The sequence below is a fragment of the Pseudomonas sp. 13B_3.2_Bac1 genome (genome assembly GCF_025466205.1).
GTDB classification, from domain to species: Bacteria; Pseudomonadota; Gammaproteobacteria; order Pseudomonadales; family Pseudomonadaceae; genus Aquipseudomonas; species Aquipseudomonas fluorescens_H.
On the sequence record NZ_JANLOG010000120.1, the window covers coordinates 1 to 9,039 of the forward strand.

At 63.5% G+C, this 9,039-nt stretch carries 10 protein-coding genes; 8 read left to right on the forward strand and 2 right to left on the reverse strand.

Annotated features, from left to right (window positions below; all coding sequences use genetic code 11):
- Positions 1-109 precede the first annotated feature (109 nt).
- The 7 genes from NTD85_RS20565 to NTD85_RS20595 all read left to right on the forward strand — a co-directional run bounded on the left by NTD85_RS20565 (position 110) and on the right by NTD85_RS20595 (position 5,250).
- On the forward strand, positions 110-589 hold the full coding sequence (locus tag NTD85_RS20565) for a hypothetical protein (RefSeq protein ID WP_262143070.1): 480 nt from the start codon (positions 110-112) through the stop codon (positions 587-589).
- Entirely contained in the window at positions 586-1,782 is a 1,197-nt protein-coding gene (locus tag NTD85_RS20570) for a beta-ketoacyl-[acyl-carrier-protein] synthase family protein (RefSeq protein ID WP_262143071.1), read from the forward strand. Before NTD85_RS20565 ends, NTD85_RS20570 begins: the two co-directional genes overlap by 4 nt.
- The gene (locus tag NTD85_RS20575) at positions 1,779-2,243 is read left to right on the forward strand and encodes a hotdog family protein (protein WP_262143072.1); all 465 of its coding nucleotides are present in this window, start codon (positions 1,779-1,781) and stop codon (positions 2,241-2,243) included. Before NTD85_RS20570 ends, NTD85_RS20575 begins: the two co-directional genes overlap by 4 nt.
- On the forward strand, positions 2,236-2,964 hold the full coding sequence (gene fabG / locus NTD85_RS20580) for a 3-oxoacyl-ACP reductase FabG (RefSeq protein ID WP_003220919.1): 729 nt from the start codon (positions 2,236-2,238) through the stop codon (positions 2,962-2,964). The genes NTD85_RS20575 and fabG overlap by 8 nt, the downstream gene beginning before the upstream one ends.
- Positions 2,964-4,190: a beta-ketoacyl-ACP synthase gene (locus tag NTD85_RS20585; protein WP_103519989.1), complete on the forward strand. Its 1,227-nt coding sequence runs from the start codon at positions 2,964-2,966 to the stop codon at positions 4,188-4,190. Before fabG ends, NTD85_RS20585 begins: the two co-directional genes overlap by 1 nt.
- A gap of 29 nt (positions 4,191-4,219) precedes the next feature.
- Entirely contained in the window at positions 4,220-4,663 is a 444-nt protein-coding gene (locus NTD85_RS20590; RefSeq protein ID WP_103485585.1) for an excinuclease, read from the forward strand.
- A 149-nt stretch (positions 4,664-4,812) separates the two neighbouring features.
- Complete coding sequence (locus NTD85_RS20595) at positions 4,813-5,250, forward strand: excinuclease (RefSeq protein ID WP_262143073.1); 438 nt, start codon at positions 4,813-4,815, stop codon at positions 5,248-5,250.
- A 103-nt stretch (positions 5,251-5,353) separates the two neighbouring features.
- Here NTD85_RS20595 and NTD85_RS20600 read toward each other — a convergent pair whose 3' ends face one another.
- Positions 5,354-6,256 (reverse strand): LysR family transcriptional regulator, encoded by a 903-nt coding sequence (locus NTD85_RS20600; RefSeq protein ID WP_262143074.1) that lies wholly within the window; start codon positions 6,254-6,256, stop codon positions 5,354-5,356.
- Between the two features lie 118 nt (positions 6,257-6,374).
- Between NTD85_RS20600 and NTD85_RS20605 the strand changes: the two genes are divergently transcribed.
- Positions 6,375-7,649: an MFS transporter gene (locus NTD85_RS20605; RefSeq protein WP_262143075.1), complete on the forward strand. Its 1,275-nt coding sequence runs from the start codon at positions 6,375-6,377 to the stop codon at positions 7,647-7,649.
- Positions 7,650-7,784: 135 nt separating this feature from the next.
- On the opposite strand, the gene hemE is transcribed toward NTD85_RS20605, so the two are convergent.
- Complete coding sequence (hemE, locus tag NTD85_RS20610; RefSeq protein WP_103485588.1) at positions 7,785-8,852, reverse strand: uroporphyrinogen decarboxylase; 1,068 nt, start codon at positions 8,850-8,852, stop codon at positions 7,785-7,787.
- Between the last annotated feature and the right edge of the window lie 187 nt (positions 8,853-9,039).

Consider the following 9,039-nt stretch of genomic DNA (forward strand, 5'->3'; position numbering starts at 1 on the left):
GCTGGGGGGGGGGGGGGGGGGGGGGGGGGGGGGGGGGGGGGGGGGGGGGGGGGGGGGGCCGCCCCCCCCCCCCCCCCCCCCCCCCCCCCCCCCCCCCCCCACAGGGGTTGTGGTGTGGCTGGTATTGTTGCTAACGACCCTGCTAAGTGGATGCGCCAACCAGGCCCCGCTGCCCGCGAGCAACCCGACGCTGCCGTTACCGCTGCAATTGCACATCGAGCGCCAGCAAGCCGATCAACGTCAGGACTGGCTATTGGTGATCCAGCGCGAAGGTCCCGGCATCCGCTGGTCGATGATGGACCCGCTGGGCATCCCCCAGGCGCGTCAGCAGCTGATCGATGGACACTGGCAGGCCGACGGGCTGCTGCCGCCCAATCCGGAAGCCCGGGAGCTGTTTGCCGCGTTGCTGTTCGCCCTGACCCCCTCCGGCGAACTGGCGCGCAATTACCCCGCCGCGCAGCAACAGGGCGAGCAACGCACGCTGGCGCCGCGCTGGGCGATCCGTTATGCACAACCGTTGAGCTTCGAATTGAATCTGCCCCAAGGCCCGCACTATCGGGTTTCTCCCCTCGGTGAACCGACGCCATGACTGCCTACCTCAATGCCCTCGGCGTGATCTGCGCACTGGGCCGCGACAAGCACCAGGTCGCGCACAACCTGTTTGCCGGTGACTGCTCGGGCATGCGCCACGAGTCAGGCTGGGTGGCCGGACGTGAGTTGCCGGTGGCGGCGGTGCACGCTGAGCTGGCGGCGATTCCGGCCGAACTGGCCGACCAGAGCAGCCGCAACAATCAACTGCTGCTGGAAGCCGCGCTGCAGATTCGCGAGGACATCGACCGGGCGATCCAGACCTATGGTCGCGCGCGCATCGGCGTGGTGCTCGGCACCAGCACCTCGGGGATCGACGAGGCCAGCCGCGGTCTGGCGCACTATCTTCGCGAGCAGCAGTTCCCGACCGAGTACGACTATCGGCAACAGGAACTCGGCGCCCCGGCGAATTTTCTCGCCGACTGGCTGCAACTCAGCGGCCCGGCCTATGTGATTTCCACCGCCTGCACGTCCAGTGCGCGGGCGTTGATGAGCGCGCAGCGTCTGCTCGAACTGGGCCTGTGCGACGCGGTGCTGTGCGGCGGGGTCGACAGCCTGTGCAAACTCACGCTCAACGGTTTCAGCGCGCTGGAAGCGGTGTCCGACGAGCGCTGCAATCCGTTCTCGGCCAACCGCAATGGCATCAACATCGGCGAAGCGGCGGTGCTGTTCCTGATGAGCAAGCAGCGCAGCGACGGCCCGGCCATTGCCCTGCTCGGCAGCGGCGCCAGCTCCGACGCGCACCATATTTCCGCGCCGGAACCGAGCGGTCGCGGCGCCCTGCAAGCGATGCAGAAAGCCTTGAGCCGCGCACAGCTGCAAGCGGCGCAAATCAGCTACCTGAACCTGCATGGCACGGCGACCCAGCACAACGATGCGATGGAAAGTCTGGCCGTCGCCACGCTGTTCCCCGACGGCGTGGCTTGCTCGTCGACCAAGCCGATGACCGGCCACACCCTCGGCGCGGCCGGCGCCCTCGAAGCGGCGTTCTGCTGGCTGAGCCTGAGCGCCGACAACCCGCAGCAAGCCTTGCCGCCACACGTCTGGGATGCCCAGCCCGACCCCGACTTGCCGGCGCTGAAGTGGGTGACCGCGAGCGAGCGCCTGTCGTCCATTGCACCCCGCTACCTGATGAGCAACTCGTTTGCCTTCGGCGGCAATAACGTCAGCCTGATTATCGGAGACGCCCCATGAACGACTGGCCGCTCGCCGAACTGCTGCCCCACGCTGGCGACATGATTCTGATCGACCGCATCCTCGGCTTCGACGAGGAGCAGATCCACACCCGCCTCACGGTCAAGCCCGACGGCCTGTTCAACCTGCCCGACGGCAGCCTGCCGGCGTGGGTCGGCATCGAGTTGATGGCGCAGAGCGTCGCCGCGTTCGCCGGTTGTCATGCTCGCTTGAAGGGCAAACCGGTCGAGCTCGGCTTCCTCCTCGGCACCCGCAAGTTCGAGTGCAACGTCGAGGCGTTTCCGGCCGGCAGCGAACTGACCATCCACGGCATCCGTTCGCTGGAAGACGACAACGGCATGGGTGTTTTCGAATGCCACATCAACGCCCCCGGCATCGAGGCCAGCGCCCGCTTGAACGTGTTCCGCCCGCCGCAGCCCAGCCAATACCTTGAACAAAACAGAGAGTCGAACGATGACTGAATCCGTACTGGTCACCGGCTCCAGCCGTGGCATCGGCCGCGCCATTGCCTTGCGTCTGGCGCAGGCCGGGCACGACATCGTCCTGCATTGCCGCAGCGGCGTGGCTGAAGCCCAAGCGGTGAAAGCCGAAGTCGAAGCGCTGGGCCGCAACGCGCGCATCCTGCAATTCGACGTCGCCGACCGCGAAACCTGCAAGACCATTCTCGAAGCCGACGTCGAAACCCACGGTGCCTATTACGGCGTGGTGCTCAACGCCGGCCTGACCCGTGATGGCGCTTTTCCGGCGCTGAGCGACGATGATTGGGACGTGGTGCTGCGTACCAACCTCGACGGTTTCTACAACGTCCTGCACCCGGTGATGATGCCGATGATCCGTCGTCGCGCCGCCGGTCGGATCGTCTGCATCACCTCGGTGTCGGGATTGATCGGCAACCGGGGCCAGGTCAACTACAGCGCCTCCAAGGCCGGGGTGATCGGTGCGGCGAAAGCGTTGGCGATCGAACTGGGCAAGCGCAAAATCACCGTTAACTGCGTCGCGCCGGGCCTGATCGACACGGCGATGCTCGACGAAAACGTGCCGGTGGAAGAGCTGATGAAAATGATCCCCGCACAACGCATGGGCACCCCGCAAGAGGTGGCCGCTGCGGTTAATTTCCTGATGTCGGCGGAAGCCTCGTACATCACCCGCCAGGTCCTGGCGGTCAACGGAGGCTTGTGCTGATGAAGCGCGTCGTCGTCACCGGCATGGCCGGCATCACCTCGCTGGGCAGCGACTGGCAGACCATCGCCGGCAACTTCGCGGCCAACCGCAGCGGCATCCGCCGCATGGACGAGTGGGACCGCTTCAGCGAACTCAACACCCGTCTGGCCGGGCCGATCGATGATTTTGTCGTACCGCCGCACTGGACCCGCAAGCAACTGCGCAGCATGGGCCGGGTGTCACGGCTGGCGGTCGGCGCGGCGGAACAGGCGCTGGCCGACGCCGGCCTGCTCGGCGACGAATCGATCAAGGACGGGCGCATGGGTGTGGCCTGCGGTTCGTCCACCGGCAGCACCGACGAGATCAAGGCCTTCGGCAACATGCTGCTGAACTCCGTGGCCGAAGGCCTCAACGCCAACTCCTACGTGCGGATGATGCCGCACACCACCGCGGCCAACATCAGCATCTTCTTCGGACTCACCGGGCGGCTGATCCCGACGTCCAGCGCTTGCACCAGCGGCAGCCAGGGCATTGGCTACGCCTACGAGGCGATCAAGTTCGGTCGCTTGCCACTGATGCTCGCCGGCGGTGCCGAAGAGCTGTGCCCGACCGAAGCCATGGTCTTCGACGCGCTGTACGCCACCAGCCTGAAAAACGATGCACCACAGACCAGCCCACGCCCGTACGACAAGGGCCGCGACGGTCTGGTGATCGGCGAAGGCGGCGGCATGCTGGTGCTAGAAGAGCTGGAGCATGCCCTCGCCCGGGGTGCGCGGATCCACGCGGAAATCGTCGGTTTCGGCAGCAACGCCGACGGCCAGCACACCACCCGCCCCGAGCAGATCACCATGCGCCGGGCAATGGAACTGGCGCTGGAAGACGCCGGACTGACGCCGGATGCCATCGGTTACGTCAACGGTCACGGCACCGCTACAGAACAGGGCGACATTGCCGAGACACTGGCGACCAGCAGTCTGTTCGGCGAACACATGCCGATCAGCTCGCAGAAGAGTTTCCTCGGCCACACACTGGGGGCCTGCGGCGCGCTGGAGTCGTGGTTCAGCATCGAAATGCTCAATCGCGACCTGTACGTGCACACGCTCAACCTCGATGAGGTCGACCCGCACTGCGGCAAGCTCGATTACCTGCGCGGCGAGTTCCGCCCGATGCACCACGAATACGTGATGAACAACAATTTCGCTTTTGGTGGCGTCAACACCTCGTTGATTTTCCGTCGCTGGCCTTAACCGAATCAATCCAGGTCAAGGAGACCTCCATGCGTTTCAACAAACTCGCCATCACCGCCCTGCTGCTTTGCGCCCTGCCGGCAGTCAGCCAGGCCCGGGATACACAGGTCATGCTGCCGTTCGACAAAGCGGTTGCCGAAGCCACCCGCAGCGGCAAGATCGACGGCAGCGTAAAGTTCTACCTGGCCGGCACCACCCCGCCCGGTAAAGTCACCGTTCTGAGCAGCGGCGCCGTGACCAACAAAAAGACCAACGCCTTCAACAAGACCGATCAGGAAGCCTGCGAATGGGTCGTGCAATCGGCCATCATCAGCCTGCACCAGGCCGCCAAAAGCGCCGGCGCCAACGCCGTGACCAACATCGTCAGCTTCTACAAGAGCAACGAGCACAAAGACGCGAAGAACTACGAATGCCACGCCGGCGCGATCATGGCCGGTGTTGCGTTGAAGGGTGATCTGGCGACGGTTCAGTAATTGCCAGAAACGACAAAGGGCGCCTTTCGGCGCCCTCTTCGTTTTCAGCATCTACACTCGCTCTGGCAGGTTGCCGCGTCATGCCTGCCGGAACGGCGAGCCCATCGTTCGAACACTCGCGGTTCTCTTTCACCGTCAAGGAGATGACCATGCAAGTGAAAGCCCTGATCGCCGCCACGCTCCTCGGGCTATTGCCCAGCGCCAGCCACGCCACCAATTTGATGTACATGCCGTTCGAAACCGTGCTCTCGGATGCGATTCGCGCCGGGCGGCTGGATGGCAGTGTGAAGTTCTACCTGATCGGCAATGGGCCGCAGGGCACCCAGCAGTTGTTGCGCCGGGATGCGGTCAGCGATTTACGCACCAACGGCTTCAACAAGAGCGATCACGATTCCTGCGAGTGGGTGCTGCAGTCGAACCTGATCAAGTTGCAGGCCGATGCCAAGCGGGTCGGGGCGAATGCGGTGGTCAATATCGTCAGTTATTACGACCAGCATGTGCGCAAGGATTTGAATACCTATGAGTGCCGGGCCGGGGTGTTTGTGACGCGGGTGGCGTTGAAGGGGGATTTGGTGCGGTTGCCCTGAGAAATGTGTTGTTTGGGCGGGCGTCTTCGCGAGCAAGCCCGCTCCCACAGGGGAACGTATTCCAGGGTGGGAGCGGGCTTGCTCGCGAAGAGGCCGGCAGCCATCACCCACTTGAAGGCTCAACCTTGCGCGTCAGCAGTTCGACGAACGCCTTGGCCATCGGCGATTTCTGATCCTTGCGCTGCACCAGCCACACCGCCGACACCGCCTCCGGATCGAGCAATGGCCGGTAGACCACGCCGTCGATGCGCATCCGCTGATACGACGCCGGCAACACCGAAACCCCCAGCCCCGCTGCAACCAGACCAATGATGGTCATCGCCTCCCCGGCCTCTTGGGCGAAGTGCGGGCTGAACCCGGCATCGCGGGCCAGACTGAGCAGTTGCGCATACAGCCCGCTGCCGTAGCTGCGTGGAAAGAACACGAACGGCTCCAGCGCCAGCGCCGAGAGGAACAGCCCTTCCTCGCTGCCCTGCGCCAGCGGATGTTTGGAACCGAGCACCGCCACCAGCGGCTCACGCATCAGCTCCACCACATTCAGCGAATCCGGCAGACCCAGTGGACGCATGATCCCGACCTCGATCGACTCATCCACCAGCCCTTCGGCGACTTGCGTGCTGCTCATCTCCCGCAGGTTCAGATGCACCGCCGGGAAACGCTGGCGAAAGGCAAAAATTGCCTGGGGAATGGTCGAGTTGAACGGCGCCGACGAGGTGAAGCCAATCTTCAATTCGCCGAGTTCACCGAGTTGCGCACGCCGGGCAACATCCGCCGCTTTGTCGACCTGCGCCAGCACCAGCCGCGCCTCCTCCAGAAACAATCGGCCGGCCTCGCTCAGCTCGACCCGACGATTGGTGCGTTCGAACAACCGCGCGCCGACCTCTTGCTCCAGCGCCTGAATCTGCTGACTCAGCGGCGGCTGGGAGATCCCCAGCACCTGTGCGGCGCGGCCGAAATGCAGCTCTTCGGCGACAGCGATGAAGTAGCGCAGATGACGCAATTCCATGGAAACCCCATTAGGTCGTTAAAGCTATCAAACAGGTCGAACAATATATTGGATAGAAACATTAGCCAGCTATATGATTTTTTCATTGCCTGCCCGGCCGTGCCCTCCGAGGTCTGAAGTGAAAACAGTTGTCGCCCCCCTGGCCCATGAAGTCCCGCCTGCCGCAGCCGACGATGTGATCGCCGAGCTGCAGGAGATCTACATCGAAAAAGGCACGCCGATGTTCATGCGCACGGTGCTGGCGCTGTTCAGCGGCGGCTTCGCGACCTTCGCCCTGTTGTACTGCGTGCAGCCGATGATGCCGCTGCTGTCCCACGAGTATTCGATCAATGCCGCGCAGAGCAGCCTGATTCTGTCGGTGGCGACCGGCATGCTGGCCTTCGGTCTGTTGATCACCGGACCGATTTCCGACCGGATCGGGCGTAAACCGGTGATGGTCGCAGCGCTGTTCGCTGCCGCGCTGTGCACCATCGCCAGCTCGATGATGCCGAGCTGGCACGGCGTGCTGATCATGCGCGCGTTGATCGGGCTGTCGCTGAGCGGTCTGGCGGCCGTGGCGATGACTTACCTGAGCGAGGAAATCCACCCGCAGCACATCGGCCTGGCGATGGGCCTGTACATCGGCGGCAACGCGATTGGCGGAATGAGCGGGCGGTTGATAACCGGGGTGCTGATCGACTTTGTCAGCTGGCACACCGCAATGCTGGTGATCGGCGGTCTGGCGCTGATTGCGGCGGCGGTGTTCTGGAAAATCCTTCCCGAATCACGCAACTTCCGCTCACGCTCGCTGCACCCACGCAGCCTGCTCGACGGCTTCACCATGCACTTTCGCGATGCCGGCCTGCCGCTGCTGTTTCTTGAAGCGTTCGTGCTGATGGGGGCGTTCGTCACCCTGTTCAACTACATAGGCTATCGCCTGCTCGCCGCGCCGTATAACCTCGATCAGGTGTTCGTCGGCTTGCTGTCGGTGGTCTATCTGTCGGGCATCTACAGTTCGGCGAAGATCGGTTCGTTGGCGGACAAACTGGGGCGGCGCAAAGTGCTGTGGGCGACGATTGCCCTGATGTTCGCCGGCCTCGCGCTGACAATGTTCACCCCGCTGCTGCTGGTGATCGTCGGCATGCTGATCTTCACTTTCGGCTTCTTCGGCGCGCACTCGGTGGCGAGCAGTTGGATCGGCCGGCGGGCGCTGAAAGCCAAGGGCCAGGCGTCGTCGTTGTACCTGTTCAGTTATTACGCAGGCTCCAGCATTGCCGGCACGGCGGGCGGGGTGTTCTGGCATTTGGGCGGCTGGAACGGGATTGGGTTGTTCATTGGCGCGTTGTTGCTGGTGGCGCTGGGGGTGGCGTTGAAGCTGGCGAAGTTGCCGCCACTTGGTGGTGTGAAAGCTTAAAAGCAAAAGATCGCAGCCTGCGGCAGCTCCTACAGGGAAACGCGAATCCCAATGTAGGAGCTGCCGCAGGCTGCGATCTTTTGATCTTGTACAAAAACGCCCGGCATTGGCCGGGCGTTTTTTATTGGGCGTCGATCACTCGTGATACTGCGCCGACAACTCATGCACCGCGCGCAGGAACGCGCCCGCATGCTCCGGATCGACCTCAGGGGTGATGCCGTGGCCGAGGTTGAACACGTGACCGCTGCCTTTGCCGTAACTGGCCAGAATGCGCCCGACTTCGGTGCGGATCGCTTCCGGTTTGGCGTAGAGCACGGTCGGGTCCATGTTGCCTTGCAGGGCTACCTTATCGCCGACGCGGGCGCGGGCGTTGCCGATGTCGCAGGTCCAGTCCAGACCCAATGCGTCGGCGCCGGCCTCGGCGATGCTTTCCAGCCACAGGCCGCCGTTCTTGGTGAAGAGGATCACCGGCACCTTGCGACCGTCGTGCTCGCGGATCAGGCCGCTGACGATTTTCTTCATGTAGGCCAGGGAGAATTCCTGGTACGCCGCGGCCGACAGGTTGCCGCCCCAGGTATCGAAGATCTGCACCGCTTGCGCGCCGGCCATGATCTGGCCGTTGAGATACGAGGTCACCGACTGCGCCAGCTTGTCCAGCAGCAGGTGCATGGCTTGCGGGTTGTCGTAGAGCATCGCCTTGGTCTTGCGGAAGTCTTTCGACGAGCCGCCTTCAACCATGTAGGTGGCGAGGGTCCACGGGCTGCCAGAGAAACCGATCAGCGGCACACGGCCGTTCAACTCGCGGCGAATGGTGCTGACCGCATCCATCACGTAGCCGAGGTCTTTGTGTGGATCAGGGATCGGCAACGCTTCGATGTCCGCCAGGGTGCTGACGACTTTCTTGAAGCGCGGACCTTCACCGGTCTCGAAGTACAGGCCCTGGCCCATGGCATCGGGGATGGTGAGGATGTCGGAAAACAGGATCGCCGCGTCCAGTTGCGGGTAGCGGTCGAGCGGTTGCAACGTGACTTCGCAAGCGAATTCCGGATTCATGCACAGGCTCATGAAATCACCGGCCTGGGCACGGCTGGCGCGGTATTCAGGCAGGTAGCGGCCGGCCTGGCGCATCATCCACACCGGGGTGACGTCTACAGGTTGCTTGAGCAGGGCGCGGAGGAAACGGTCGTTCTTCAGGGCAGTCATGTCGGCATCCGGAAAAAAAGTGCGGGCATTTTCTCAGAGCGCGACGCAAAAGGCACGGATGCAGGTCAGCCTTTTGTCTATCGGGTCAATTTATTGCGCTGTATTGAGCGCACAGAAACCAATGTGGGAGCGGGGGGGGGGGGGGGCGGGGGGGGGGGGGGGGCCCAAAATTTTGCATTCCCCCACC

Excerpts from the sequence above, each read along its gene's own strand:
- fabG (WP_003220919.1), top strand. The coding sequence starts at position 2,236 with ATGACTGAATCCGTACTGGTCACCGGCTCCAGCCGTGGCATCGGCCGC.
- NTD85_RS20600 (WP_262143074.1), bottom strand. The coding sequence starts at position 6,256 with ATGGAATTGCGTCATCTGCGCTACTTCATCGCTGTCGCCGAAGAGCTG.
- NTD85_RS20595 (WP_262143073.1), top strand. The coding sequence starts at position 4,813 with ATGCAAGTGAAAGCCCTGATCGCCGCCACGCTCCTCGGGCTATTGCCC.
- NTD85_RS20570 (WP_262143071.1), top strand. The coding sequence starts at position 586 with ATGACTGCCTACCTCAATGCCCTCGGCGTGATCTGCGCACTGGGCCGC.
- NTD85_RS20575 (WP_262143072.1), top strand. The coding sequence starts at position 1,779 with ATGAACGACTGGCCGCTCGCCGAACTGCTGCCCCACGCTGGCGACATG.
- NTD85_RS20585 (WP_103519989.1), top strand. The coding sequence starts at position 2,964 with ATGAAGCGCGTCGTCGTCACCGGCATGGCCGGCATCACCTCGCTGGGC.
- NTD85_RS20590 (WP_103485585.1), top strand. The coding sequence starts at position 4,220 with ATGCGTTTCAACAAACTCGCCATCACCGCCCTGCTGCTTTGCGCCCTG.
- hemE (WP_103485588.1), bottom strand. The coding sequence starts at position 8,852 with ATGACTGCCCTGAAGAACGACCGTTTCCTCCGCGCCCTGCTCAAGCAA.